Consider the following 23589-nt stretch of genomic DNA (forward strand, 5'->3'; position numbering starts at 1 on the left):
CCTAGTGCTAGGCACTGATGACGTTGAAACCGAGCAGCAGGTACAGGGCCAGGCCCAGGAGAATCCGGTACCAGACGAAGAGGCGGTAGCCGTGGGTCGAGACGTACTTCAGGAACCAGCCGATGATGATGTAGCCCACCACGAAGGCGACGGCCGTGGCCAGGGCAGTTTCGGGGAGGCTGTAGGGGCCGGTGATGCCGTCGGCGGAGACCACCTTGTAGAGCTGGTACAAACCGCTGCCGAACACGGCCGGGATTGCCAGCAGGAAGGAATAGCGGGCCGCTGCTTCGCGCGTGTAGCCCATCAGCAGGCCAGCGGTGATCGTGCCGCCGGAGCGGGAGACCCCGGGGATCAGGGCCATGGCCTGGGCCAGTCCGTACAGGATGCCGTGTTTATAGGTCAGCTGGGTCAGCTCACGTTCCTGGCGTCCGCATGCGTCAGCGACCGCGAGGATCATGCCGAAGACAATCAGCATGGTGGCGACGACCCATAGGCTGCGGAGCACGGACTCGATCTGGTCCTGGAACAGCAGGCCGAGGACGATGATGGGCAGGCTACCCAGGATCACCAGCCAGCCCATCCTGGCGTCCGGCTGCTGCCGCGAGACTTTGCCGGTCAGCGATCCGGCCCACGCCTTGACAATCCGCACAATGTCGCGCCAGAAGTAGACGATGACGGCGGTTTCCGTGCCCAGTTGGGTGATTGCCGTAAAGGCGGCCCCGGGGTCGGCAGCGTTGGGAAGGAAGGAGCCAACGATCCGCAGATGGGCGCTTGAGGAAATCGGGAGGAATTCTGTCAGTCCCTGCACAAGGCCCAAAAAGGCCGCTTCAAACCAGTTCACGTAGATAGACCCTACGTCATGAAGGCGTCCGAACCCCCGTAAGCTTGCTGACATGCAGCAGCGTTATGTCGGCAACAGTGGGTTACGCGTGTCCTCCCTTTCCCTCGGCACGATGTCCTGGGCCCGGGAAACCGATGAGCAGGATGCCTCGGCGCTGCTCCGCACTTTTGTGGACGGCGGCGGAACCCTGATCGACACGGCCGCGTCCTACAGCGACGGCCAGGCCGAGGCGATGCTGGGCGGAATGCTGGGCGACGTTGTTGCCCGCTCCGAAGTGGTCATCTCCACGAAAGCCGGACTGTCGGTGTCGGACGGCCGACGCGGCGTCGACACGTCCCGGAACGGGATGCTCTCCGGCCTGGACGCAAGCCTGGCCCGGCTGGGCACCGACTACGTGGACCTCTGGTTCGCCCAGGCCTGGGACGCCAACGTCCCGCTGGAGGAGACCCTGTCCGCGCTCGAATTCGCGGTCCGCTCGGGCCGTGCCCGGTATGCGGGAGTCTCCAACTTCAACGGCTGGCAGACGGCCAAGGCCGCAGCCGTCGCGGGTTTCCCGCTGGTCGCGAACCAGTCGGAGTACTCCCTGCTGCACCGCTCCCCCGAAGCTGAACTCATTCCCGCCATCGAGGACGCCGGCCTGGGCCTGATGGCCTGGGGGCCGGTGGGGCGCGGGGTGCTGAGCGGTAAGTACCGCGGGCACATTCCCGCGGATTCACGGGCGGCCCAGGCGCGGCTGGCCGGCTATGTGGAGCCGTACCTTGAGGGGTCCGCATCCAGTGTGGTGGAGGCCGTGGCGATGGCGGCGAAGGGGCTGGGCCGGACAGCCCTCGACGTCTCACTGAGCTGGCTGCTCTCCCAGCACGGCGTGGCGACGGCGATTGTGGGTCCCCGCACGCCGGTGCAGCTCAAGGAGATCCTGGATGCAACGCTGGCACCGCTTCCGCCGCAGATCGCCCAGGCCCTTGAGGACGTGTCCAGCCCCGCCTGAGTGGCAACCGGCCGGACTAGGTCACTGCAGGATTTCGAGGTCTTCCTCGTCGTCGACGTCTTCTTCCTCGTCGTCATCGGCGTCGTCATCCAGGACCCCAAGTCCCGTCACTTCGCCGTACGCTTCATAGAGGGAGTCGTCGTAGACTTCAAAGGCATCAGCAACAGCAAAAAACGCTGCCTCGACCGCGGGGTCCCCGGGTCCCCGGCGTGCTGACGCAGCGGCGAGGTGTTCTTCCAGGGCAGCCGTCAGGGCTTCAAGCGCGACACGCGGATCGATGCTCATGACTTCACGTTAGCCGGAAAAGGAAGAAAATGGAGAGCAATGAAGGAACATTTTCTCAGCAGTTCAGTCCGGCGGGAACGGGACTATGTGAGGCAGTACGAGTACCTCGTACTGACGGTAAGTCCTGAAGATTCCCTGCCGGAAGCGCGCCGCCTCCTGGTGGAACACTCCGAGTACGGCAAGTGGGAACTGGAGCGCAGCGTGCTGTATTTGGGCGGCGGCCGCCGCTTCTGGCTCCGCCGCCGGGTCACCCAGGTCCAGCGGACCGTCTAGGGCGTCTCGAGCGGTCCCAGCCACGCGTTGGCCACTGTGTTGTGCGCCGATTCGTCGTCGGAGGGGTGGAACATTCCCGCGAGCACGTCACGGTACAGGCGCTCCAGCTCGGAACCGCGGTAATAGCTCGATCCCCCGGATACCCTGATGGCCAGGTCCACGACGGTGCGGGCGGTCTCCGTCGCACTGACTTTGAGCCCGACGAGTTTCGGGAACCACTGGCTGCCGTGATCGGCCAGCGCGTCGACGTCGGCGGCGACGCTCGAGAGTTGGGGGTACAGCGCGTCCATCGCCATGGCCGCGTCGGCCACTTTCCAGCGGATGTCGGGATCCTGGGCATAACTGCGCCCGCCGTTCTTGAAGGATGTCCGCCGCTTTACAGCCTCAACGCCCAGGGCGAGGGCCCGTTCGCCGATGCCGGTGTAGACCGCGGCCAGTAGCGTCTCGAAGCAGGCGAAGATGGCGAAGATCAGTGGGTCCGCGTTCGGGCCGACGGGCAGCCGGCGGAAGATCCGCTCCGCCGGCACCACCGCGCCGTCCAGGACCGTGGTGTTCGACTGGCTGGCCCGCATGCCCAGGGTGTCCCAGTCGGCCAGGATCTCGTACCCGGGAGTCTCCCGGGTGAGGAAGCCGTGGACCAGCTGCCCTTCGCCGCCCGCGGCCGAGGCGTCCTTCCCGAAGATCCCGAGCCGGGTCCACGCCGGCGAGAGGCTCGTGAAGATCTTGCGGCCGGTGAAGGCATAGCCGCCGCCGGCCTGCGGAACGGCCGTGGTGCGGGAGTCGAAGAGCACCGAGTCGTTCCCCGCCTCCGAGTTCCCGAACGCGAAGATCTCACCCTGCCCGGCCTCCCGCAGGACAAAATCAAGTGACGAGTCGCCCCGGGCAGCCAGGACGTGCGCGACGCCGGTCCAGACCAGATGCATGTTGACCGCCAGCGCGGTGGCAGGTGCCGCCGTCGCCAGCCGCCGCTGCAGCTGCGCCGCGGCCTGGAGCCCGAGCCCCTGGCCGCCGTCGGACGCCGGAACGAAGATTTTCAGGTAGCCGGCCGCCGCCAGCTCGGTCAGGTCCTCGTGGAAGAAGGCGTTGTCGCGGTCGTAGCCGGCGGCGCGCCCGCGGATCCGTTCCAGCAGGGCATCGGGCAGGACGTCGGGCAGGGCAGGGTCGGGGCTCATGGGGCGGGGGCTTTCCGGCTTCAGTAGTTGGTGAGCAGGGTATCCAGTACCCGGGCGCCGAACTTCAGGGAGTCGGTGGGAACGCGTTCGTCCACGCCGTGGAACATCCCGGTGAAGTCCAGTTCGTCCGGAAGCTGGAGCGGCGCGAAGCCGTACCCGGTGATGCCCAGGCGGCTCAGGGACTTGTTGTCCGTGCCGCCGGACAGCGTGTAGGGCAGGACTTTCGCTCCCGGGTCCTCGGCGTGCAGCGCGTCGATCATGGAGTCCACGAGGTTCCCGGCGAACGGAACCTCCAGCGAGACATCGTTGTGGACGTAACTCACATCCACGCCCTTGCCGGCGAGTTCGCGGACGATTTCGAGGACGTGCTCCTCCTGGCCGGGCAGGGTCCGGCAGTCGACGAGTGCCTCCGCTGATTCCGGGATCACGTTGTGCTTGTACCCGCCCTTAAGCAGGGTCGGGTTAGTGGTGTTCTGCAGGGTGGCACCGACGAAGCGGGCCACGGTGCCGAGCTCCTTGAGGATCTTGTCCGGATCATCGGGATCAAACTCCACGCCCGTGAGTTCCGTCACGCCGTCCAGGAACTGCCGCGTGGTGGGCGTCAGCTCCACCGGCCAGCGGTACTCCCCGATCCTGGACACCGCGCTGGCCAGCCGCGTGACGGCGTTGTCGGTGTTGATCTGGGAGCCGTGGCCGGCGCGGCCGTGGGCGACGAGGCGCAGCCAGGACAGGCCCTTTTCTGCGGTCTGAAGCAGGTAGGTGCGCTGGCCGCCGATGGTGGCGGAGAAGCCGCCGACCTCGGAGATGGCCTCGGTGGCGCCGTCGAAGAGTTCGGGCCGCTTCTCGATGGCGTAGCGGGCGCCGTAGGTGCCGCCCGCTTCCTCATCGGCGAAGAACGCGAAGATCAGGTCCCGCTTGGGCTTGCGTCCCGTGCGGGCAAAATTCCGCAGAACGGAGAGGATCATGGCGTCCATGTCCTTCATGTCCACGGCGCCGCGGCCCCAGATCATGCCGTCCTCGAGTTCCGCGCCGAAGGGATCCACCGACCACTGCTCACGGAGTGCCGGAACGACGTCCAGGTGCCCGTGGACCACGAGTGCGCTGGCGGAGGGGTCCTCCCCGGCCAGTCTGGTCACCACGCTGGCCCGGCCCGGTGCGGCCTCGAAAATTTCGGCATCCAGCCCCACTTCGGTCATCAGTCCCGCGGTGTACTCGGCGGCCGCCCGCTCCCCCGGGCCCGAACCGTCGCCGTAGTTGGACGTGTCGATACGGATCAGTTCCTGGCAGATCCTGACGACTTCGTCCTCGGGCCTGATATCAGTCATGTTTCACTCCTCGTGGCGGCGGCTCTGTTACTGGCTTCAGCCTACCCACATGCCCGTTCAGGCCCCGATTATTTGTTTCAGGAAAGTTCATGCTAGAGTCTTTCTCGCTGCTTCGGAGAAAACCGAAACGCTGAAAGGCGAAAAGGTACACCGAATACCACCTGCGCGGGTGGCGGAATGGCAGACGCGCTAGCTTGAGGTGCTAGTCCTCGAAAGGGGGTGGGGGTTCAAGTCCCCCTCCGCGCACAAGGGAAAACCCCTAGAATCCAAGGATTCTAGGGGTTTTTTTCTGTCCCCGCCCACGCGAGCCCCGTTTCACCCACGCGGATGCTGAAAAGCGGCACCCGCCGGCCCGACCTCCGCACAGTGGTTTGGTGGCATCCCGATTGAATGCGGTGCCCTAGTCAGCTCCAGACCTGGACGATGACCTCGCCGTCTGAGGCCACATGCGGGCCGCCGTGGCCCTCATCCAAGACGCAGACGGAGACGAATGCACCGCTGCTGTCGACCTGCATGGCGGGGCAGTCCCCTTCCTCGTGGAGATCCATCGCGAACGGTTCACCTTTGGCGATCGGGTCGCCCGGGCCATGTTTGATGTCAGCGTCGGGCCAAAACAATGCGATGGCCGGTCCGCCGTCCGGACCGCTGCGACGGTACGTCCCCCCGGTCACGATCAGCGGCAGCTCAGATTCATCGAGGTCTTTATGCTGGCCATTCAGCGGTCCGCCGACAAAATCGTGGGTGATCTTCATAACCGGATCCTATCGGCCGGCGCAGCCGTGGCCCCGCGGGCTCTCCCGTGAGGAGGGCAAAAGGCCCGCAGAACCCTTGAAGAGGGCGGCTCGACGTAGCTCAGCGGTCACGGTTCCCGTGCTGGCCGATTCCGCCGGCGCCGTCCCCGCGAACGCACGACACTCCCCGGCGACGGTCTGCCAGCCACCGTATAATCAGAGCATGCCGATCACGCGCCTTACCCGAGACCTACCTGCCCTGCAGCCCGCCCTCGATCTGTGCGGGAGCGGTTTGTGAGCGGCGGTCTCGTCGCTCTGCTGGATGACGTCGCAGCCCTGGTCCGCATAGCGGCCGCCTCGGTGGACGACGTCGCTGCCGGGGCTGCCAAAGCGGGGGCCAAGGCCGCCGGCGTCGTGATCGACGACGCCGCCGTCACCCCGCAGTACGTGTCGGGAGCGGACCCGTCCCGTGAACTGCCGATGATCAAGCGGATCTTCTGGGGATCGCTCCGGAACAAGCTGTTGATCATCCTGCCGGCACTGCTGCTCGTCAGTGCATTCGTTCCAGGGCTCATCCCGTTCATCCTCATGCTGGGCGGCACCTACCTCTGCTACGAGGGTGCCGAGAAGGTTTGGCACAAGTTTCGCGGCCACCACGCGGACGAAAAGGCGCCGGCGGTCGAACGGGGCCCGGAGGCGGAGGCTAAGGTCACCAAGGGTGCCATCACCACCGACTTCATCCTGTCGTGCGAAATCATGGTCATCTCGTTGAACGAGGTGACCGATGAGTCCTTGTGGGTCCGGGCGCTCATCCTGGTCATCGTGGCTCTCGTGATCACGGTAGTCGTTTACGGTGCCGTCGCCCTCATCGTCAAGATGGACGACTTCGGCCTGCACCTGACCACGAAAGACTCCGAAGGCACCCAACGCTTCGGCAAGCTGCTCGTCAAGGGGATGCCCTCGGTGCTGGCCGCGATAACCCTCGTCGGGACGATTGCCATGCTTTGGGTCGGTGGTCACATCATGCTGCAGGGAGCACACGACCTCGGCTGGCACGTGCCGTATGACTTAGTCCATGTCCTCGAGGCTCCCTTCGCCGGGATCCCGGCGGTGGGCGGCTTTTTGGCCTGGCTCATGAACACCTTGTGCTCTGCCGTCCTTGGACTCGCCTGGGGCCTCGTTGTCATGGCGATCGTGGGCCCGCTGCTAAAAGTACTGCCGTTCGGCAAAAAGAAGAGCGGGCATGACGGCGACGTCCGTGCCTCAGTCGCCGGTTCTCGCCGCGAAACGTAACGTCTTTCCGTCGTCGCGGGTCAGTGCCTTGGAAGCGCCGCTTTCGCCCAGGACGTTCCAGACGGTTGTTGTCTATATCCCCTTCGTGTGCCCAAAGGCCCGACGCCGACATCCGCTGCCGATGCCCTCCCCGTTGGCCCCAGCGACCGGGCCTAAGCTGGTGCCGTGACGCCCTCCCCAGCTCCAATTGACGTCTTCGTCCAGACCGGCCCCGCCGAGTGGTGGCAGGTCCTCGCGGCCCTGGGTCCGCTGGCTGTGCTGGTCGCTGCGGTCATCGGTGCCGCCGTCAGCCTGCGGACCCTGAGGCAGCGCGCCGCCGCTGACACGGCCGCGCTGGCCCAGCAGCGGGAGGCGGACAACCGGAGCGAATGGTGGAACCGTACCCAGTGGGCCCTGGACAGCTCCCTCTCCGCTGACCCGCGCCGGGCCGAACTGGGACTGGGGGTCATGGCTGTCCTCGCCGACAGTGGACTGGCCAGCCCGGAGGAACTGGAGATCATCACGGTGGCCTGGAAAGATCCGCTGGACCGCGCCCCGGACCGCCAGACCGTCGTCCCGCCGTCGGAAACCGCCGTTCCCGGACACCGTGCCGCCTCCCGCGACCCCGGCGTGCGGATCGCAGCCGCCAGGCTCCGCCTCGTCACCGACCGGCGCCTCGGCGTGGCCACGCCGGACTGGGTCAAGGACCTTGCCGCCGGGACGCAGCGCAGGTCCTAGGCGATAACGCCGGCGGCCTCGCAGAACGCGCCCTGAAGCAGCACCATGAAGCGCAGCCACAAATTGTCGGCTCTGCTGCGAGGCGCTGGTTCAGGTCATCGATAGGGCTCACCGCACAATGCTGCGCACATCCTCCCGGCAAGGCTCCGCGCTGCGACCCCGCCGCTCCTAGGCGTCCGGAGGCAGCGCGGACCGGATGGTAGCGACGAGCGAACGGAAGCCGGGATCGGCCTGCAGCGCATCCAACAGGACGGGTCCGCGCGGACCGGCCAGCGGTATGCGCCAGTTGGGGTACTGCGTGCTGGTCCCGGGCTGGTTCTGCGTCCGGGTCTCCCCCACCGCGTCAACGAGTGCGACGCCCAGCAGGGACGAGGGCGTCAGCGTGGTGAAAGCGTAGAGCGCCTCGACGGTGGCCTGCACGTCCTGGTGTTCCGGCAGGAGGCCGCGTTCCTGCAGGAGCCCGAGCACCGCCTGCTGCTCGGCGGCGGCCTCGGCGCGCTCCTCGTCCACCGGACGCTGCAGCAGGCCCAGGGATTCGCGGAGGGTGACGTGTTCGCCGGCCAGGTAGCCGGCCGTCGGGGGCAGGTCGTGGGTGTTGACGCTGGTCAGGCATTGCTGGCGGTACCGTTCCGGCGGGATCGGGCCGTCGGCGTCGTGCTCGAACCAGAGGATCGACGTGCCGAAGATGCCGCGTTCGGCCAGGTAGTCCCGGACCCACGGCTCAAACACGCCCAGGTCCTCGCCGATTACGATCGCTCCGGCACGCTGCGCCTCCAGGGCAAGGATGCCGATCAGCGCCTCGTGGTCGTAGTAGACGTAGGTGCCGTGCTCCGGCCCGGCCCCTTCCGGGATCCACCACAGCCGGAACAGGCCCAGAATGTGGTCCACCCGAATTCCGCCGGCATGACGCAGCACGGTCCGGAGCATGTCCCGGTAGGCGGCGTAGCCTGATTCGGCGAGCCGGCCGGGGTGCCAGGGCGGCTGGGTCCAGTTCTGCCCCTGCTGGTTGAACATGTCCGGTGGGGCGCCGACCGTGACGTCCCGGGCCAGCACCCCGGCAAGCGACCAGTCGTCGGCGCCGCCGGGCTTCACGCCGACCGCCAGATCGTGGATGACGCCGATTTCCATGCCCGACAGCCGGGCCGAGCGCTGGGCGGCTTCGAGCTGCTGGTCGCAGAGCCACTGCAGCCAGCGGTGGAATTCGATCCGGCCCGCCAGCAGGGCACGCTGCTCCTTGCAGTAGGCGGTGCCCGGCGAGGAGGCTTCCGCCGCCCACTGGGGGTCGTCCGGGGCCAGCTTCTCAGCCAGGGCGCACCACAGGGCGAAGTCGTCCAGTCCCCGCCCCTCCCCGGCACAGAAGTCAGCGAACGCGACGGTGCGGGCGGGGTCGCGCGGGACGCCGTAGAGCAGCTCCAGGGCAGCCAGTTTGGCCCCGTAGCTGGAGTTCCGGTCCAGCAGCCCGGTGGCGTGGTTCGCGGCGTGCTGTTGATTGGCCAGCCGCTCCACCTCGGCCCGGCCGGCCGGGTCAAGGTAGCCGTATTCGGGGATCTCCTCCACCCTGAGGTAAAGCGGGTTGAAGTAACGCCGTGTCGTGGGCAGGTAGGGCGAGTCCTCGACCGGCGGACGGGGCTCGGCGGCGTGCAGCGGGTTGACCAGCAGGAAACCGGCCCCCTCTTGCCCGGTCATGGCGGCGAGATCGGCGAGGTCGGAGAAGTCGCCGATCCCCCAGGAACGGGAGGACCGCACGGAATAGAGCTGCGCGGTCAGGCCCCAGTTCCGCCGGCCGGCGAGCGCCTCGGTCGTGCGGAGCCTCTGCGGTGTGACGATGAGCGGGCACTGGGCCACCGTTCCCTCGTTGTCCGCCAGCAGCGTGTGCCACCCGAGGGGCACGTGGTCCGGGACCGCGAAGACCGCCCGGCCGGTGAGGACGCCCTCGACGTCGACCGGCGCGTCCCAATTCTCCCGCTGCGTTGCCTCGTACCGGTCGCCGTCTTCGGTGACGATCCAGACGCTGACAGCGCTTCCGTGCGGGACGTGGACATTGACGGGGAGTTCCAGCCCTTCACGGGCGACGGCGACCGCCGGCAACAGGCGCCGCCACGGTGCCCGGCGGGCCTCAGCCAGCGACCGTTCCATTTCGTCCGGTTCCCCCGCCGGGACGCCCAGCGCGGCCAGGACGCCGCGCAGGGTGCTCTCCTCGACGGAGCGTTCGACGCCGTCCCAGCCCCAGTAGGAGGTCCCAACGCCGTGGGCGGCAGCTAGTTCCCGTAGCAGTGTGGCTGCGCCGGGCCCGTTGTTGTGGTTCATTCCATCAGCCATGGGGCACCTCTAGACGCTGCCCCCCTGCCCCGTGCTGTGTCGGTGGAGGTGGGTTTCGCCGACCAGTTCGTGCAGGCCCTCGACGGCGCGCGCCAGGGACAGCTCCGGGGAGGCCACGATTAGCGGCATCAGGAGCTGGTTCTCCTTCTCCAGGTGCAGGGCGAAGATGTTCCGGATGGAGCCGGCTGCCACGGCGGCGTCCACCCCGGTGGACCCCCGCAGTTCCTCGATCAGTCCGACGATCACCTGGTGCTCGGCCAGCATCCCCTCCACGAGCAGTTTTCCCTGCGGCAGGTTCCGGGGCACGCTGTACAGCGGCCCCTCCTCGGCGAGCGCATGCGGGACGAGATCGGTCTCGCACCACTCCACCAGCACTTCATGGGCGTCGTGCTCCGCCACGGCGTCACCCGTCCGGACGGCGCGGACCAGGGTCGCCGTCAGCGCGCTGAGGCGCTTGAGCATGCCCGCATGGTGCTGCTCCACCGCGGCCAGGGCCTCGGCGTCCTCATCGGCGTTCTTGTTGGCGGTGCTGGCCGCTGGCTGGTCCATGGCGTCTCCTACGTCCGCTGATACGGGCATGCCCGCTCTCTTCCCCACTGTACGGCGGAGACCCTCCCGGGCACCGGGCCTTTCGGCCCAGCCAGGTGCAGCCGGCCTGCCGCGGACTTCGACGCCTGCTTTAGACTCGTCCGCAGCGTCCGCGCTAGCCTTGCAGCCTATGGTCGACGTCGAACGGTTCCGGATCCTCCTCCAGGAGGAGCGCCGCCGGAAACTTGTGCTCCTCCCCGCGCTTCGCCGGGACATCTCCTCGGTGAATGCCGCCCGGCGGGATTCCAATGTCGACGACGAACACGATCCCGAGGGTGCGACGATCGCGTTCGAGCTCTCCCAGGCCTCGGCCCTGCTGGAGCAGAGCCGCCAGGGCCTCGCGCAGATCGAGGCGGCCCTGGCACGGATCGACGCCGGCACGTACGGCAGCTGCGCCGTGTGCCGGGAACCCATCGCGGAGGGCCGGCTGGACGCCCGGCCCTGGACCCCGTACTGCATCCGGCACAGTGCCGGACCGGCGGGCGCCGCGGGATCACCGGGCCGGAGAAGAACATGACCGACGCTGCCGAGACCTGGTGGAACCGCATTGTCGCCGGATTCACCCACTCCCCCGTCCCGCACGTCACCGGCACTGAACTGGGTCTGGTCATCCTCCTGGCCGTCGCCCTCTCCCTGCCGCGGGTGTCCTGGCGGTACTTCGGGCTGCTGGCCACCGTGACCCACGAACTCGGCCACGCCTTCGCGGCGCTCATGACCGGGCAGCGCCTCGGCGGCATCCACCTGCGCCTGGACCACTCGGGCACCACCACCACGTTCAGCCGCAGACCCCTGGCCGCCGTCTGGTCCACGTTCTGGGGGTATCCGGTGCCGGCCGTCGTCGGCGCCGCGATGGTCTGGAGCGGCTTCAACGGCTGGGGACCGGCGGCGATGTCACTCGGCACCCTCATCCTGCTGGCCTCCGTCCTGTTCATCCGCAACGGCATCGGGCTGCTGATCACCGCCGCCGCGGTCCTGGCCGCTGCACTGCTCGTGCTGTTCGTTCCGCCCGAATTCAACGGCCATGTCATGATCGCGCTGGGCCTGGCACTCCTCGTCGCCGCCGTCCGGGACCTCGGAAAGCTCGCCAACGTGCACCTGAAGCGGCGGGACCGGCTGGCGACGTCGGACGCGTACCTGCTCTCCCGGGCCACCCGCATCCCCGCCGCCGTCTGGATCGTGCTGTTCGCCGCCGTCGTCGGCGCCGCCTGGTGGGTGGCCTGGCAGCCGATGTCGCAGGTGTTCGCAACGCTGCCGTCGCTTCCCGTGCCGGAACAAGGCGGCACCCCGGCATAGGCTGGGACCATGAGCACAACACACACGGACAACCCGGGATTCAGCACCAAGGGCGCCTACGTCACCGGAGGCGCGGAGTTCAACCGCGACACCAACTACATCGAGGACCGGATCACCCGCGACGGCGCCCCCGGCCGGAACGGTGAGCCGGGCTGGCCGGTGGAGCCGGGACGCTACCGGCTGGTCGCGGCCCGCGCCTGCCCCTGGGCCAACCGGACCGTGATCGTGCGGCGGCTGCTCGGCCTCGAGGACGCCATATCCCTCGGCCAGCCCGGCCCCACCCATGATGCACGCTCCTGGACCTTTGACCTGGACCCGGACGGCAAGGATCCGGTGCTCGGCGTGGAACGGATCCAGGAGTCCTACTTCCGCCGGTTCCCGGACTATCCCCGCGGCATCACCGTGCCGGCCATCGTCGACGTCGCCAGCGGCCAGGTGGTGACCAACAACTTCCCGCAGATCACCCTCGACTTCGCGACTGAGTGGACCGCGTACCACCGCCCCGGCGCCCCGGACCTCTACCCGGAGGCACTGCGCGGGGAGATCGACGTGGTCAACAAGAGAGTTTTCACCGAGGTGAACAACGGCGTGTACCGCTGCGGCTTCGCCGGCACCCAGGAAGCCTATGATGCCGCCTACAGCCGGCTCTGGACCGCGCTGGACTGGCTGGAGGAGCGCCTTACCGGACAGCGGTACCTCGTGGGGGACACGATTACCGAGGCCGACGTCCGGCTCTTCACCACGCTGGCGCGGTTCGACGCCGTCTACCACGGGCATTTCAAGTGCAACCGGCAGAAACTCACCGAGATGCCGGCACTGTGGGCCTACGCCCGCGACCTGTTCCAGACCCCGGGGTTCGGGGACACCACCGACTTCGTGCAGATCAAGCAGCACTATTACATCGTCCACGAGGACATCAACCCCACCGGGATCGTTCCGGCGGGTCCGGAGCTGGGCAACTGGCTGACCGCCCACGGCCGCGACGCCCTGGGCGGTCGCCCCTTCGGCCGGGGAACGCCGCCGGGCCCGGTCCGGGCCGGGGAGGAAGTCGCTCCCGGGCACGGCGCGGACTAAGCGGCGCCAGCGGCGGTGGTTCGTCCAGTTGTCGCAGCAACGTCCCCGCCCTAGGGTGAGCCGGGTGATAACTACAGACGAGGCCACGCACACCGGCCCCTCCCTGCCCCGGCGGCTCTGGCGGATGGTGGCCGGCAACGTCCGCGCGGCGGTGCTGTGGCCGCGGCTGCAGCTGGCCCTGAAGGCAGGACTGGCCGCGGGCATTGCCTTCGCGATCGCCCCGTTTATGCCCGGCTCCGCGGCCGAGTACCCCTACTACGCGCCGCTGGGCGCCCTGGTGGCGATGTACGAGAACGTCGCCGGGTCCATGAAGCAGGGTGTGCAGACCCTCGCGGGGCTGGCCATCGGGGTTGGGCTGGCCTTTGTGCTGTTCATTCTCGGCAGCCCGACGCCGCTGACCGTCGGTGTCGTGATGGCTTTCGGCGTCGTCCTGGCCGGACTCCCGAAGATCGGCGCGGGCCGGGACTGGATCCCGACGGCGGCGCTCCTGGTCCTGCTGGTCGGCGGCCACAACCCCGACCAGTTCTCCTTCGGCTACCTCCTCCAGATGGGGGCCGGGGTCACGGTGGGCATCCTCGTGAATCTTCTGGTGTTCCCGCCGCTGCACTTCCGCGCCGCCGAGCTTAGCATCGCCGAACTGCGCCTCGCGCTCGCCCAGCAACTCTGGGACATGGCCAAGGCGCTGAAGGAGAGCTGGCCGCCGGAACATGAGGACTGGTCCAAGCGGTCCGGCGCCCTCGAAGCATCCGCGCGCTCCGTGCGGCTGGCCGTGGAGAAGGCGGACGCCAGCCGGCGAGCCAACCCTCGGCGCCGGCTCCATCCGCGGGACATCGAGCTGGACTACCGCAACCTCCGGGACCTGGAACACGTGACCTTCCACGTCCAGGACGTGACGCAGGTGCTCTCGGACGTCATCTGGGCGAAGGACACCCCCTTTGTGGTGCCGGATGAATACGCCGCTCCGCTCGCCGACGCCATGGCCGCCGTCGGCAACGTCCTGGAATCGGTCGAGAAGGAGAGCCCGGACCGGCAGTCGGAGCTGAGCGAAGAAGCCGACGCCGTCGTCAGGGCCCTGACGGCACGCGTCGGCGCCAAGGAAACGGCAACCGACGCCCCCAGCGCCGTGGAATCGATCCTGATGAGCCTGCACCGGATGCTGCGCGTGGTGAAGGCCTCCGCGGACCGGGCTTAAAGCGCGGTAACCGATCCGCTGAAGTGCTTGCGCCCAGACCGGGAGTTCCAGGCCACATAGTCCGAGCGTCTCCACCCCCCGTCAGTGTCCTGGCCCGTGCTGATGCCCAGCGCCACGCGGGCCGGCAGGAACACCGGCGCCTCGAAGGCCACATTCCAGCTGAAGGCATCGCCCTTTGCGGCCCCCACGTCCGCCAGGGCCCTCGACGCCAGGTACATGCCGTGCGCAATCGACCGTCGCAGACCCAGGGCCTTGGCCGAGAGCACGCTCAGGTGGATCGGGTTGAAGTCGCCGGACACGGCGGCGTAGGCCCGCCCCGTGTCGACGCCCAACTGCCACAACGCGGTCGGATCCGGCGCAGAGAAATCCGCCGCGGCCGAAGCGGCCGTGGGCTTGTCGATTCCGGGCAGGAACACGCCCTTGGCCAGGTAACTGGAGACGCCGCGCCAGCTCACGGTGTCCTCTCCCGCCCGGCGCACCTCCGCGACGAGATCCAGCGCGGTGCCGGCCCGGTGCCCGCGCAGGTTCTCCGCCCACGCCTGGATGTCCAGCGCTTCGGTGAACCGGAGGGGCGCGGACTGCACCACCTTGTTGTCCAGGTGGATCATTCCCAGCAGTGGCAGCGGAAAGTCATCCCGGTTCATCACGCTCATGGCCAGCGGGAATGTCAGCGCATGGATGAAGCCGGCCGGCAGCACATCGCTTGCGGTCTCGCCGATCAGGTGCTGGTACGCCGTGAGATTTTCCACCGACGCCTTGACGCCGCGGACCTCGTGCCGTGCCGCCGGGAGTCCGTCGCCCGCCTGGGTGCCGAGCACCCGCCGGCGGGCGGCGGTGGCCGCCGCGTTGACGTAGAGCTTGGACAGCGACGGCATCTCCCCCAGGATGACGGGCTGCGAAAGGGTCATGCCCCCACCAGGTTCTGCCCGCAGACGCGCAGTACCTCGCCGGAGATGCCCCCGGCGGCGTCGCTGGCCAGGAACGCGACGGCCTCGGCGACGTCGCCCGGCTGGCCGCCCTGCTGCAGGGAATTCAGCCGGCGTGCGATCTCGCGGGTGGCGAAGGGGATCTTCGCGGTCATCTCCGTCTCGATGAAGCCCGGGGCGACGGCGTTGATGGAGCCGCCGTGCGTGCCGAGCAGCGGAGCCGTGGCCCGGACCATGCCCATCACCCCGCCCTTGGAGGCGGCATAGTTGGTCTGGCCGCGGTTGCCGGCGATGCCGCTGGTTGAGGCGACGGAGACGATCCGCGGGGAGCTCCGGAATTTCTCAGATGCCAGCAGGGCCTCGTTGATCCGCAGCTGCGCGGCGATGTTGACCGCGATCACCGAGTTCCAGCGGCCCTGGTCCATGTTGGCGAGCAGCTTGTCCCGGGTGATGCCGGCGTTGTGGATCACGATGTCCAGCTGCCCGTGACGTTCCACGGCGTGGTCAATGATCCGCTGCCCGGCGTCCTCGCGGCTGATGTCCAGCTGCAGGGCCGTGCCGTGCACCTCGTTGGCCACGGCGGCCAGGTGGTCACCGGCGGCCGGGATGTCGACGACGACAAGCGTGGCGCCGTCGCGGTAGAGGGTGCGCGCAATCGCCGCGCCGATTCCGCGCGCGGCCCCGGTCACGACGGCGACCTTCCCCGCCAGCGGCTTCTCGGCGTCGGCCGGCAGCTGCCCTTCGGCGGAGCCGACCGTGAGGAACTGCCCGTCGACGAACGCGGACCGGCCGGAGAGGAAGAAGCGGAGCGCGCCGAGGGTGCTGGGGCTGGTGGTGCCGGCGCCGCCGGAGAGCAGGATGCCGTTGGCGGTCGTGCCGGCACGGAGCTCCTTGGCCAGCGAGCGGAGGAGCCCGTCCACACCCTGGCGTGCCGCCGCGGCGGCCGGGTCGGCGGTGGCTGGATTTGCAGCGTCCGCCGCCGCGCGGGAGACGGTGATGACGCGGGCATTGGCTGCCAGGTCCCGGAGGGAGGTGGCTGCAGTGAGCACCGGCTTTTCCAGGTCTTCCGGACGGCCCAGTTCGTCCAGTACGAGGATGATCGCGCCGAGCTTCTCCTTGGGCACCGCATGGCGGCGCACATCGAGGTCCCAGGACAGGAGCGTCGAGGCCAGCGCGTCGGCGCCGCTGCCGCCTCCCTGGACCAGGACGGGCCCGCTCACGAGCGGCTGTCCCGGCTGGTGGCGGCGCAGCACCACAGGCTGGGGCAGCCCGAGTTTCCGGGCAATATCCCTGCCCGGGCCGTGGCTCACGAATTCGGTGTATTTGTCGGTCATCGGATCCCCCTAGAGTGCTTCAAGAATAGCGACGACGCCCTGGCCGCCGGCGGCGCAGATGGAGATGAGCCCGCGGGCCGGGCGGCCGTCTACGCGGCCCCTGGCGTGCAGCATCTTCGCGAGCGAGGCGACGATCCGGCCGCCGGTGGCCGCGAAGGGGTGGCCGGCCGCAAGGGAGGACCCGTTGATGTTGAGCCTGGACCGGTCGATGCTGCCGAAGGCCCCGTCCAGGCCCAGCCGCGTGCGGCCGAATGCCTCGTCCTCCCACGCGGCCAGGGTGCTGAGCACCGTCCCGGCGAACGCCTCATGGATTTCGAAGAAGTCGATGTCGTCGAGGCCGAGCCCGTTGCGGGCCAGCAGCCGCGGCACGGCGAAGGCCGGAGCCATCAGCAGGCCATCCTTGCCGTGAACGAAGTCGACCGCGGCCGCCTCGCCGTCGACGACGGTGGCCAGCTTCGGCAGATCATGGGCGTCCGCCCAGTCCTCGGACGCGAGCAGCACGGTGGAGGCGCCGTCGGTGAGCGGGGTGGAGTTTCCCGCCGTCATGGTGGCCGCGGAGCCCAGGTTCTTGCCGAAGACGGGCTTGAGGGCGGCGAGCTTCTCGAGGCTGGTGTCGGCCCGCAGGTTCGAGTCCCGGGTGAGGCCGCGGTAGGGGGTGAGCAGGTCATCGAAGAAGCCGGCGTCGTAGGCCGCGGCGAGGTTGCGGTGGCTGTTGAAGGCCAGTTCATCCTGCGCCTCCCGGGTGACCTTCCACTGCGCCGTGGTGAGCGCCTGGTGTTCCCCCATGGACAGGCCGGTGCGCGGTTCGCCCGTGTTGGGGGCGTCCGGGGCGAGGTCCTTGGGCCGGAGGCGGCTCAGGACCTGCAGCCGCTGCGGCAGCGTCCTGGCCCGGTTCAGGTCAAGGAGCACTTCGCGCAGGCCCTCGCTCACGGCGATGGGCGCGTCCGAGGCGGAATCGACGCCGCCGGCGATCGCCGAGTCGATCTGGCCGAGTTTGATCTTGTTGGCGAGGCCGAGAACCGTTTCCAGCCCGGTCGCGCAGGCCTGCTGCACGTCGTAGGCGGGGGTCTCGGCGGACAGCGCGGAGCCCAGCACGGCTTCACGCGTCAGGTTGAAGTCACGGGAGTGCTTGAGCACCGCCCCCGCGGCAACCTCGCCGATGCGCTCGTCCTGCAGCCCGAACCGGGCGATGAGCCCGTCCAGGGCCGCGGTCAGCATGTCCTGGTTGGAGGACTTGGTGTAGGCGCCTCCGGTCCGGGCAAAGGGAATGCGGTTGCCGCCAACGATGACCGCCTGGCGCAGCCGCGGCCCTGTCCGCCCTTCCGGTTCTGCTGCGTTTGCTGCGGGGCTCCCCGCGGAAGGGGAGGCGGCTGCCGTGACGTCCCCGGGCGTCGCCGGGGCGGTTGATTCCTCTGGTCCGGGTGCGGACTGTCCGTTGACGGACATGGGCTGTCTCCTTTGATCAAAGCGGTTACCGATACCCAGCGTACCTGATACGCTGGGTATCGTGAACATCCCCCAGACTGACCTTCCCGGCGGCGGCGCGGCCGGCTCCGCCCCTGCCGGCGCCGGCGGCGTGGACGGCCGCGCCTCGCGCTGGCAGTCGCACCGTGAAGAGCGCCGCCGGGAGCTGATCAAATCAGCCCGCAAGGCCGTGCACCGGCTGGGCAGTGACGCGTCCATGGAAGACATCGCCGCCGCGGCGGGTACCTCCAAGTCCGTGTTCTACCGCTACTTCGGCGACAAAGCCGGGCTCCAGCAGGCCGTGGGCGAAGTCGTGCTGAGCCAGATGCAGCGCCGCATCCAGGAAGCCGCCCAGAGCGCCCAGACACCCCGCGAGGGGCTGCTCGCGATGGTGTCCGCGTACCTGCAGATGGCGGAAACCAGCCCCAACGTGTACACCTTCGTCACGCGCTACACTCCCGGCGACGCCACGGGCGGCACCATCGCCACCGCCGGTGCCCTAAGCCATTTCTTCGCGGCGATCAGCGATATGATCGCCCGGCCCATGCGCAGCCACCTTGGCGAGTCGGCCGGGCGCGAGGCAGTCATCGGCTACTGGCCGAACGCGGCCATCGGACTCGTCCGGAACGCCGGCGAACAGTGGCTGGCCAGTCCGGCGTCCCCCGCCAAACCCGACCAGGCGGCCATGGCCCGCCAGATCACCGACTGGCTGTGCCTCGGCATCGCCCCCGAGCTGCGCACGGCACCACCGACTTCAGCACCGACCTCAGCACCGACCTTGTCAGAACCAACGAAGGAATCGACATGACCGAACTAGCCGACCGCCCCGCGGGCACCGCCGCGACCCCTGCCAGGATGCCGACATCCCCCCGCCCGGTGGCCGCGCCCGGCGCGCCGGCTGCCGCGGCGCCCGCCGTCGACGTCGCCGCGCTGGGCGAGCTGCTGCTCGGAAAGTGGGCCGACACCCGCCGCGCCGCACGGGCCCTCGCAGGCAAGCCGGAACTGCACAAGACCGAGGGGCTGACCCACACCGAGCACCGCCGCCGCGCCTTCGGCCAGCTCAAGATCCTGGTCGACAACGGCGCCGTGCACCGCGCCTTCCCCGCCTCCGTCGGAGGGGCCGACGAGCACGGCGGCAACGTGGCCGGGTTCCAGGAACTCGTCATCGCCGACCCCTCGCTGCAGATCAAGGCGGGCGTCCAGTGGGGACTGTTCGGCTCCGCCGTGAACCACCTCGGCACCGGGCAGCACCACCAGAAGTGGCTGCCCGGCATCATGAACCTGGACATTCCCGGCTGTTTTGCGATGACGGAGACCGGGCACGGCTCGGACGTCGCCAGCATCGCCACCACCGCCACCTACGACCCCGCCACCGAGGAATTCGTCGTGCACACGCCGTTCCGGGCAGCGTGGAAGGACTACATCGGCAACGCCGCCGTGGACGGCGTCGCCGCCGTCGTCTTCGCCCAGCTGGTGACGCAGGGCGTCAACCACGGCGTCCACGCCTTCTACATGGACCTCCGCGACCCCGACACGAAGCAATTCCTGCCGGGCATCGGCGGCGAGGACGACGGCGTCAAGGGCGGACTGAACGGCATCGACAACGGCCGGCTGCACTTCACGCACGTCAGGATCCCGCGCACCAACCTGCTCAACCGCTACGGCAACGTCGACGCCGACGGCAGCTACAGCTCCCCCATCGCCAGCCCGGGCCGCCGCTTTTTCACCATGCTCGGCACCCTGGTGCAGGGCCGCGTCTCGCTGGACGGGGCCGCCGTCACCGCGTCGAAGCTCGCCCTGAAGACGGCAATCCAGTACGCCACCGAACGCCGCCAGTTCAACGCCTCCTCGCAGACCGAGGAGGAAGTGCTGCTGGACTACCAGCGGCACCAGCGCCGGTTGTTCACCCGCCTCGCCACCACCTACGCTGCCGGGTTCGCCAGTGAACAGCTGCTGCAGAAGTTCGACGACGTGTTCTCCGGCCGGGCTGACACGGACGAAGACCGGCAGGACCTGGAAACCCTCGCGGCGGCGCTCAAGCCGCTCAGCACCTGGCACGCGCTCGACACTTTGCAGGAATGCCGCGAAGCCTGCGGCGGCGCCGGCTTCCTAATTGAGAACCGCTTTGCCTCGCTGCGCGCCGACCTGGACGTGTACGCCACCTTCGAGGGTGACAACACGGTCCTGCTTCAGCTCGTCGCCAAGCGGCTGCTGGCCGATTACGCCAAGGAATTCCGAACGGTGAACTTCGGCGTGCTGGCCCGCTACGTGGTCGGCCAGGCCACCGGCGCCGCCATCCACCGGACCGGGCTGCGCGGCGTCGCTCAGTTCATGGCCGATACCGGGTCCGTGCAGAAGGCCGCCATCGCGATCAAGGACGAAGCCAGCCAGCGCGCGCTGCTGACGGACCGGGTGCAGACCATGGTCGCCGAGGTCGGGTCGGCACTCAAGGGCGCCAGCAAGCTGCCGCAGCAGCAGGGCGCGGCCCTGTTCAACAGCCACCAGAACGAACTCATCGAGGCTGCCCAGGCGCACGCGGAGCTGCTGCAGTGGGAGGCCTTCACCGAAGCGCTGGGCACGGTCACGGACCCCGGCACCCGGAAGGTCCTGACCTGGCTGCGCGACCTCTTCGGACTGTCCCTGATCGAGGACAACCTGTCCTGGTACCTGATGAACGGCCGGCTCTCCATGCAGCGCGCACGGACCGTGGGCGACTACATCAACCGGCTGCTCGTGAAAATCCGCCCGCACGCCCTGGACCTGGTCGACGCCTTCGGGTTCGGCCCCGAACACCTCCGCGCCGAGATCGCCACGGGCGCCGAGCGGCTCCGCCAGGACGAGGCCCGGGAGTACTTCCGCACGCAGCGCGCCAGTGGCGATGCCCCGGTGGACGAGAAGATCCTGCTGGCCCGCAAGAGCCACGGGACCAGGGCCTCGGGCGCCTGACCCGGCTGTAATACGACGACGGCGCCGCCCCTGAGCCGGGGCGGCGCCGTCGTCCTCTGTTCGTCGGGTGCAGGGCGTCAGGAACCCTGGGGAAGCACCGAGCGGTAGACCTCGAGGGTGGTTTCGGTGATGGATTCCCACGAGAAATGCTCCTCGGCGCGGCGCCGGCCGGCCTGTCCCATGGCGCGTGCCCGGGCGGGATCGGAGACGACCTCGATGAGGGCATCGGCGAAGTCGGTGACGAATTTCTCCGCGTCCAGCGGGATGCCCGTGCCGTCCGTGACCTGCTCGATCGGAACCAGCAGTCCGGTCTCGCCGTGCTGGACCACTTCGGGGATTCCGCCGGTGGCGCTGGCCACAACGGCGGCGCCGCAGGCCATCGCCTCGAGGTTCACGATGCCCAGCGGCTCGTAGATGGACGGGCACGCGAACGCGGTCGCGTGGCTGAGCACCTGGATGACCTCGTTGCGGGGCAGCATCCGCTCGATCAGGATGACTCCACTGCGCTGGCTCTGCAGCTCCTCGATCAGGCGTGCCGTCTCGGCCGCCAGTTCCGGGGTGTCCGCGGCACCCAGGCAGAGGACCAGCTGAACGTCGGCCGGGAGCTTGGCGGCGGCCCGCAGCAGATACGGTACGCCCTTCTGCCGGGTGTTCCGGCCCACGAAGACAACGCTGGGCCGCTCCGGATCAATGCCGAGGCCGCGGATGATGTCATCATCCTCATCCCGGTTCCACTGGCTTACATCGATCCCGTTGTGCACCACCTTGACCTTGGCCGGGTCGACGTCCGGGTAGCTGCGCAGGATGTCCTGCCGCATCCCCTCCGACACGGCGATGATCGCGGCGGCGGACTCGTAGGCGGTCTTTTCCACCCAGGACGACACCGCATACCCGCCGCCAAGCTGCTCGGCCTTCCACGGGCGCAGCGGCTCCAGGCTGTGGGCGCTGAGCACATGCGGGATGCCGTGCAGCAGCGAGGCGATGTGCCCGGCCATGTTGGCGTACCAGGTGTGGGAGTGGACCAGGTCCGCGCCGGCGATGTCCGGAACGATCCGCAGGTCCACCCCGAGGGTCTGGATGGCGGCATTGACGGAGCCCAGGTCCTCGGGCACGGAATACGACGTCACCGTCGCCCCGTGATACCCGGGTTCACGGGGCGCGCCGAAGGCGCGCACCTGCAGATCCACGTGCTGGGCGAGCACCCTGCTGAGTTCGGCCACGTGGACCCCGGCGCCGCCATAGATTTCGGGCGGGAATTCTTTGGTCACAATGTCTATACGCACAAACCCCAAGGTAGTCGTTACGGTGGAACTGATCTAGTGTGAAGACGTTCGGGCGTGCCGGACTGTTTTGGGGAAGTACAAAGGCGTTCAGGAGCGATCACCATGCCGAATAAAAAAGTTCTGGCCATCGTCCTCGCAGGTGGCGAGGGAAACCGGCTCATGCCATTGACAGCGGACCGGGCTAAACCCGGCGTTCCGTTCGCTGGAAGTTACCGGCTCATCGACTTTGCATTGTCGAACCTGGTCAATTCCCGCTATCTGCAGATCGTCGTCCTGACGCAGTACAAGTCGCACAGCCTGGACCGCCATATTTCCGAAACCTGGCGGATGTCCACGCAGCTGGGCAATTACATCGCCTCGGTCCCCGCGCAGCAGCGCGTGGGCAAGAGCTGGTTCCTGGGCAGCGCCAACGCCATCTACCAGTCCCTGAACCTCATCCATGACGCCAACCCGGACATCGTCGTCGTCGTGGGCGCAGACCACGTCTACCGGATGGACTTCGCCCAGATGGTGGACCAGCACGTCGCCAGCGGCGCCAAGGCGAGCGTCGCGGCCGTCCGCCAGCCGCTCCACATGGCCGACCAGTTCGGTGTGATCGAAGTGGACCAGGACAACCCGGACAGGATCGCCGCCTTCGTCGAGAAGCCGTCCTCGACCCCGGGGCTGGCCGCCGACCCCACCCAGTTCCTCGCGTCCATGGGCAACTACGTCTTCGACGCCGACGCCCTCGTCGAGGCCCTGCATGTCGACGCCGAACGCCTGGACACCAAGCACGACATGGGCGGGGACATCATTCCTTACTTCGTCGACAGGGGCGAGGCCGGGGTTTACGACTTCACCCTGAACCAGATCCCCGGCTCCACCGAACGCGACCGCACGTACTGGCGCGACGTCGGCACCATCGACTCGTTCTACGACGCGCACATGGACCTCATCTCGCCCGTGCCGGTCTTCAACCTCTACAACTCGGAATGGCCGATCTACACCCGGCAGAGCATCTCCCCGCCGGCCAAGTTCGTCCGCGGCCAGAAAAACACGGTCGGCACGGCGCTGGATTCGATCGTTGCCAGCGGCACCGTGATCTCCGGCGGCATCGTGGAAGGCTCCGTGCTGTCCAACGACGTCTATGTCGGCACATCCAGCCGGGTGCTCGACTCCGTGCTGATGGACAAGGTCAACATTGGTGAGGGCGCCGTCGTGAAGCGGGCCATCATCGATAAGAACGTCCGGGTCCCGGCGGGAGCGGCGATCGGGCTCGACGCCGAACTGGACCGGGCCCGCGGCTTCAAGGTCACCGACTCGGGCATCACCGTCCTGTCCAAGGGCCAGCTCGTCCCGGAGCCCGGCGAGGAGGAACGCGCCCTGTCGGCCGCCAACCTGATTCTGGTGCCGGACGCGGTCAAGGCCGCCACGGAGCACTGGCCCGCGCTGCGGGAGTCAGTGGATAAGGTGGCGGAAGTCCAGGCGGCCGCCGTCGGCGTCACTGCTCCGCGGGCCGGCAACGCACCCTGACTGAACTACTGCAGCGGGAGTCCGGACCCGGCG

At 68.4% G+C, this 23589-nt stretch carries 22 protein-coding genes and 1 tRNA gene; 12 read left to right on the plus strand and 11 right to left on the minus strand.

What is annotated here, in order from left to right; translation table 11 throughout:
* Positions 1-7: 7 nt before the first annotated feature.
* On the minus strand, positions 8-841 hold the full coding sequence (locus ACZYZ5_RS12100; RefSeq protein ID WP_463901973.1) for an undecaprenyl-diphosphate phosphatase: 834 nt from the start codon (positions 839-841) through the stop codon (positions 8-10).
* Between the two features lie 52 nt (positions 842-893).
* Here ACZYZ5_RS12100 and ACZYZ5_RS12105 point away from each other — a divergent pair, with 52 nt between their 5' ends.
* Entirely contained in the window at positions 894-1829 is a 936-nt protein-coding gene (locus ACZYZ5_RS12105; RefSeq protein ID WP_463901974.1) for an aldo/keto reductase, read from the plus strand.
* 21 nt (positions 1830-1850) lie between these two features.
* Here ACZYZ5_RS12105 and ACZYZ5_RS12110 read toward each other — a convergent pair whose 3' ends face one another.
* On the minus strand, positions 1851-2114 hold the full coding sequence (locus ACZYZ5_RS12110; RefSeq protein ID WP_463901975.1) for a hypothetical protein: 264 nt from the start codon (positions 2112-2114) through the stop codon (positions 1851-1853).
* A 39-nt stretch (positions 2115-2153) separates the two neighbouring features.
* Between ACZYZ5_RS12110 and ACZYZ5_RS12115 the strand changes: the two genes are divergently transcribed.
* Positions 2154-2387, plus strand: coding sequence for a DUF5703 family protein (locus ACZYZ5_RS12115; RefSeq protein ID WP_307464900.1), 234 nt, complete (start codon positions 2154-2156; stop codon positions 2385-2387).
* Here the strand turns inward: ACZYZ5_RS12115 and ACZYZ5_RS12120 are convergent.
* Positions 2384-3559, minus strand: a complete 1176-nt coding sequence (locus ACZYZ5_RS12120) for an acyl-CoA dehydrogenase family protein (protein WP_463901977.1) — start codon at positions 3557-3559, stop codon at positions 2384-2386. The genes ACZYZ5_RS12115 and ACZYZ5_RS12120 overlap by 4 nt on opposite strands.
* Positions 3560-3579: 20 nt before the next feature.
* Complete coding sequence (locus ACZYZ5_RS12125) at positions 3580-4884, minus strand: M20/M25/M40 family metallo-hydrolase (protein ID WP_463901978.1); 1305 nt, start codon at positions 4882-4884, stop codon at positions 3580-3582.
* Between the two features lie 163 nt (positions 4885-5047).
* Here ACZYZ5_RS12125 and ACZYZ5_RS12130 point away from each other — a divergent pair.
* A tRNA-Leu gene (locus tag ACZYZ5_RS12130) sits at positions 5048-5130 on the plus strand.
* Between the two features lie 158 nt (positions 5131-5288).
* On the opposite strand, the gene ACZYZ5_RS12135 is transcribed toward ACZYZ5_RS12130, so the two are convergent.
* Positions 5289-5636 (minus strand): hypothetical protein, encoded by a 348-nt coding sequence (locus ACZYZ5_RS12135; RefSeq protein ID WP_463901979.1) that lies wholly within the window; start codon positions 5634-5636, stop codon positions 5289-5291.
* Positions 5637-5909: 273 nt separating this feature from the next.
* Here ACZYZ5_RS12135 and ACZYZ5_RS12140 point away from each other — a divergent pair, with 273 nt between their 5' ends.
* Together ACZYZ5_RS12140 and ACZYZ5_RS12145 are read left to right on the plus strand one after the other, a co-directional pair.
* Positions 5910-6908 carry a DUF808 domain-containing protein gene (locus ACZYZ5_RS12140; RefSeq protein ID WP_463901980.1) on the plus strand — a complete coding sequence of 333 codons (999 nt, stop codon included), beginning with the start codon at positions 5910-5912 and terminating at the stop codon, positions 6906-6908.
* 165 nt (positions 6909-7073) lie between these two features.
* Entirely contained in the window at positions 7074-7625 is a 552-nt protein-coding gene (locus ACZYZ5_RS12145) for a hypothetical protein (protein WP_463901982.1), read from the plus strand.
* 168 nt (positions 7626-7793) lie between these two features.
* Here ACZYZ5_RS12145 and malQ read toward each other — a convergent pair whose 3' ends face one another.
* A complete protein-coding gene (gene malQ / locus ACZYZ5_RS12150; RefSeq protein WP_463901983.1) occupies positions 7794-9944 on the minus strand; it encodes a 4-alpha-glucanotransferase in 2151 nt (716 codons plus the stop codon).
* Between the two features lie 9 nt (positions 9945-9953).
* A complete protein-coding gene (locus ACZYZ5_RS12155) occupies positions 9954-10493 on the minus strand; it encodes a hemerythrin domain-containing protein (protein ID WP_463901984.1) in 540 nt (179 codons plus the stop codon).
* A gap of 169 nt (positions 10494-10662) precedes the next feature.
* Here ACZYZ5_RS12155 and ACZYZ5_RS12160 point away from each other — a divergent pair, with 169 nt between their 5' ends.
* The 4 genes from ACZYZ5_RS12160 to ACZYZ5_RS12175 all read left to right on the plus strand — a co-directional run bounded on the left by ACZYZ5_RS12160 (position 10663) and on the right by ACZYZ5_RS12175 (position 14091).
* The gene (locus tag ACZYZ5_RS12160; protein ID WP_463901985.1) at positions 10663-11049 is read left to right on the plus strand and encodes a TraR/DksA family transcriptional regulator; all 387 of its coding nucleotides are present in this window, start codon (positions 10663-10665) and stop codon (positions 11047-11049) included.
* Positions 11046-11825: a M50 family metallopeptidase gene (locus ACZYZ5_RS12165; protein ID WP_463901986.1), complete on the plus strand. Its 780-nt coding sequence runs from the start codon at positions 11046-11048 to the stop codon at positions 11823-11825. Before ACZYZ5_RS12160 ends, ACZYZ5_RS12165 begins: the two co-directional genes overlap by 4 nt.
* Positions 11826-11834: 9 nt before the next feature.
* On the plus strand, positions 11835-12899 hold the full coding sequence (locus ACZYZ5_RS12170) for a glutathione S-transferase family protein (protein ID WP_463901987.1): 1065 nt from the start codon (positions 11835-11837) through the stop codon (positions 12897-12899).
* Positions 12900-12963: 64 nt separating this feature from the next.
* Positions 12964-14091, plus strand: a complete 1128-nt coding sequence (locus ACZYZ5_RS12175) for an FUSC family protein (RefSeq protein WP_463901988.1) — start codon at positions 12964-12966, stop codon at positions 14089-14091.
* On the opposite strand, the gene ACZYZ5_RS12180 is transcribed toward ACZYZ5_RS12175, so the two are convergent.
* Genes ACZYZ5_RS12180 through ACZYZ5_RS12190 form a run of 3 tightly spaced genes read right to left on the minus strand, consistent with a single transcriptional unit; the run spans position 14088 to position 17797 of the window.
* Positions 14088-14999 (minus strand): MaoC family dehydratase, encoded by a 912-nt coding sequence (locus ACZYZ5_RS12180; protein ID WP_463901989.1) that lies wholly within the window; start codon positions 14997-14999, stop codon positions 14088-14090. The two genes, ACZYZ5_RS12175 and ACZYZ5_RS12180, sit on opposite strands and share 4 nt — an antisense overlap.
* The gene (locus ACZYZ5_RS12185) at positions 14996-16351 is read right to left on the minus strand and encodes a 3-oxoacyl-ACP reductase (protein ID WP_463901990.1); all 1356 of its coding nucleotides are present in this window, start codon (positions 16349-16351) and stop codon (positions 14996-14998) included. Before ACZYZ5_RS12185 ends, ACZYZ5_RS12180 begins: the two co-directional genes overlap by 4 nt.
* Before the next feature lie 9 nt (positions 16352-16360).
* The gene (locus ACZYZ5_RS12190) at positions 16361-17797 is read right to left on the minus strand and encodes an acetyl-CoA C-acetyltransferase (RefSeq protein WP_463901991.1); all 1437 of its coding nucleotides are present in this window, start codon (positions 17795-17797) and stop codon (positions 16361-16363) included.
* Positions 17798-17864: 67 nt separating this feature from the next.
* On the opposite strand from ACZYZ5_RS12190, the gene ACZYZ5_RS12195 reads away from it, so the two are divergent.
* Entirely contained in the window at positions 17865-18623 is a 759-nt protein-coding gene (locus tag ACZYZ5_RS12195; protein WP_463902028.1) for a TetR family transcriptional regulator, read from the plus strand.
* Positions 18620-20761 carry an acyl-CoA dehydrogenase family protein gene (locus ACZYZ5_RS12200; RefSeq protein WP_463901992.1) on the plus strand — a complete coding sequence of 714 codons (2142 nt, stop codon included), beginning with the start codon at positions 18620-18622 and terminating at the stop codon, positions 20759-20761. The genes ACZYZ5_RS12195 and ACZYZ5_RS12200 overlap by 4 nt, the downstream gene beginning before the upstream one ends.
* 77 nt (positions 20762-20838) lie before the next feature.
* Here the strand turns inward: ACZYZ5_RS12200 and glgA are convergent, their stop codons facing one another.
* Positions 20839-22044, minus strand: a complete 1206-nt coding sequence (glgA, locus tag ACZYZ5_RS12205) for a glycogen synthase (protein ID WP_463901993.1) — start codon at positions 22042-22044, stop codon at positions 20839-20841.
* 96 nt (positions 22045-22140) lie between these two features.
* On the opposite strand from glgA, the gene glgC reads away from it, so the two are divergent.
* Positions 22141-23556: a glucose-1-phosphate adenylyltransferase gene (glgC, locus tag ACZYZ5_RS12210; RefSeq protein ID WP_463902030.1), complete on the plus strand. Its 1416-nt coding sequence runs from the start codon at positions 22141-22143 to the stop codon at positions 23554-23556.
* The last annotated feature ends 33 nt before the right edge of the window (positions 23557-23589 follow it).

It is taken from the genome of Pseudarthrobacter ribosi (genome assembly GCF_055412865.1).

Excerpts from the sequence above, each read along its gene's own strand:
- ACZYZ5_RS12105 (WP_463901974.1), top strand. The coding sequence starts at position 894 with ATGCAGCAGCGTTATGTCGGCAACAGTGGGTTACGCGTGTCCTCCCTT.
- ACZYZ5_RS12110 (WP_463901975.1), bottom strand. The coding sequence starts at position 2,114 with ATGAGCATCGATCCGCGTGTCGCGCTTGAAGCCCTGACGGCTGCCCTG.
- ACZYZ5_RS12115 (WP_307464900.1), top strand. The coding sequence starts at position 2,154 with ATGAAGGAACATTTTCTCAGCAGTTCAGTCCGGCGGGAACGGGACTAT.
- ACZYZ5_RS12120 (WP_463901977.1), bottom strand. The coding sequence starts at position 3,559 with ATGAGCCCCGACCCTGCCCTGCCCGACGTCCTGCCCGATGCCCTGCTG.
- ACZYZ5_RS12125 (WP_463901978.1), bottom strand. The coding sequence starts at position 4,884 with ATGACTGATATCAGGCCCGAGGACGAAGTCGTCAGGATCTGCCAGGAA.
- ACZYZ5_RS12135 (WP_463901979.1), bottom strand. The coding sequence starts at position 5,636 with ATGAAGATCACCCACGATTTTGTCGGCGGACCGCTGAATGGCCAGCAT.
- malQ (WP_463901983.1), bottom strand. The coding sequence starts at position 9,944 with ATGGCTGATGGAATGAACCACAACAACGGGCCCGGCGCAGCCACACTG.
- ACZYZ5_RS12155 (WP_463901984.1), bottom strand. The coding sequence starts at position 10,493 with ATGGACCAGCCAGCGGCCAGCACCGCCAACAAGAACGCCGATGAGGAC.
- ACZYZ5_RS12160 (WP_463901985.1), top strand. The coding sequence starts at position 10,663 with ATGGTCGACGTCGAACGGTTCCGGATCCTCCTCCAGGAGGAGCGCCGC.
- ACZYZ5_RS12165 (WP_463901986.1), top strand. The coding sequence starts at position 11,046 with ATGACCGACGCTGCCGAGACCTGGTGGAACCGCATTGTCGCCGGATTC.
- ACZYZ5_RS12170 (WP_463901987.1), top strand. The coding sequence starts at position 11,835 with ATGAGCACAACACACACGGACAACCCGGGATTCAGCACCAAGGGCGCC.
- ACZYZ5_RS12180 (WP_463901989.1), bottom strand. The coding sequence starts at position 14,999 with ATGACCCTTTCGCAGCCCGTCATCCTGGGGGAGATGCCGTCGCTGTCC.
- ACZYZ5_RS12185 (WP_463901990.1), bottom strand. The coding sequence starts at position 16,351 with ATGACCGACAAATACACCGAATTCGTGAGCCACGGCCCGGGCAGGGAT.
- ACZYZ5_RS12190 (WP_463901991.1), bottom strand. The coding sequence starts at position 17,797 with ATGTCCGTCAACGGACAGTCCGCACCCGGACCAGAGGAATCAACCGCC.
- ACZYZ5_RS12200 (WP_463901992.1), top strand. The coding sequence starts at position 18,620 with ATGACCGAACTAGCCGACCGCCCCGCGGGCACCGCCGCGACCCCTGCC.